Source organism: Flavobacterium sp. FPG59, assembly GCF_002150205.1.
Classification (GTDB): Bacteria; Bacteroidota; Bacteroidia; order Flavobacteriales; family Flavobacteriaceae; genus Flavobacterium.
Window position 1 is genome coordinate 1 of sequence record NZ_MTCA01000373.1, and the last position, 1,396, is coordinate 1,396.

A 1,396-nucleotide genomic window follows, 5' to 3' on the forward strand; every position below is an offset into this window, starting at 1 on the left:
CATACATTAGAGTATAATACAAAAAAAAAACATCCTTTTCAGGATGTTTTTTTTTTAGCAATTGGTTAAAAGTGGTGAACTACTCTAGAAAGAGTATTTGATAACATAAAATAAAAATTACAAACACTAAAAACACACCGGAAACGGCAATAATAATGTTTGAAAACCTTTGAGAGTACATCTCAAAGTAGCCTTTAATACCAAATACCACGAAGGTACTAAAGACGAAAAAAATTAAAATTTCCAAAAACAAATTTAATCCTAAGAACGTATGTTGCGTTTTAACCTCTATACTGCATTTTAGAACAGCATTCTCAAAAAATCTAACTAGAACAAACGAGATAAGTAACGCAAGAACTATCCATTTGCTTTGGTTCACCAATTGTCTTTTAACCATTTATTGTGCTTATTTCTTCGGTACAAATGTGTGGATTAAAATCCACCTCCACAATACCCACTTTTAGTGATATTTTGATTTTTTTTGTAAAAAATTGAAAGAATCTTTTTTCAATACGTTAAAAAAATAAATCTTAGGTCAAATTATAGAAACACATTACTAGTTCATTTAGATTGTATTATATTTGTACAAACAAAAAAAATGTCACAAAAAATCACTCCATACAAGGATTCTTCTCTAGGTAAAAAAGAACAAGTTGCGCAAATGTTTGACACCATTTCTGGAAATTATGATAGTCTCAACCGTGTTATCTCTTTTGGAATAGACATCAAATGGCGCAAAAAAGTTTTGCAAATTGTTGCTAAATCTAAGCCTAATACAATTTTAGACATTGCAACAGGAACTGGAGACCTTGCTATACTAATGGCTCAAACCAAGGCAGAAAAAATCATTGGCCTAGACATATCTGCAGGAATGCTTGAGGTGGGCGAACGTAAAATTGCTGATAAGAATTTGACTAAAACGATAGATATGGTTTTAGGAGATTCAGAAAACATGCCCTTTGAGGACAACTATTTTGATGCTATAACTGTTGCTTTTGGAGTAAGAAACTTTGAAAATCTTGAGAAAGGTCTCGGTGAAATTTTGAGAGTACTAAAACCAAATGGCGTTTTTGTTATTCTAGAAACTTCGGTTCCCGTGAAAACTCCTTATAAACAAGGCTATAACTTTTACAGTAAAAACATACTACCACTAATAGGAAAATTATTCTCAAAAGACAACGTAGCATACGGCTATTTATCTGAATCGGCAGCAGCTTTCCCATATGGCGAAGCCTTAAACAATATTTTAAGAAAAACTGGGTTTATAGATGTTGTAGCTTTACCACAAACTTTTGGGGTTGCTACCATTTATTCAGCATCTAAAAAATAATATGAAAAAAATAATTATTGCCCTATTTTTAACTGGAATTATTACTGGAAATGCACAAAATTCAAA

Annotated in this window: 1 protein-coding gene; it reads left to right on the forward strand. The window is 31.4% G+C overall.

The features are described from left to right. Positions 1-598 precede the first annotated feature (598 nt). The gene (gene ubiE, locus FPG59_RS16070; RefSeq protein WP_086455530.1) at positions 599-1,330 is read left to right on the forward strand and encodes a bifunctional demethylmenaquinone methyltransferase/2-methoxy-6-polyprenyl-1,4-benzoquinol methylase UbiE; all 732 of its coding nucleotides are present in this window, start codon (positions 599-601) and stop codon (positions 1,328-1,330) included. The last annotated feature ends 66 nt before the right edge of the window (positions 1,331-1,396 follow it).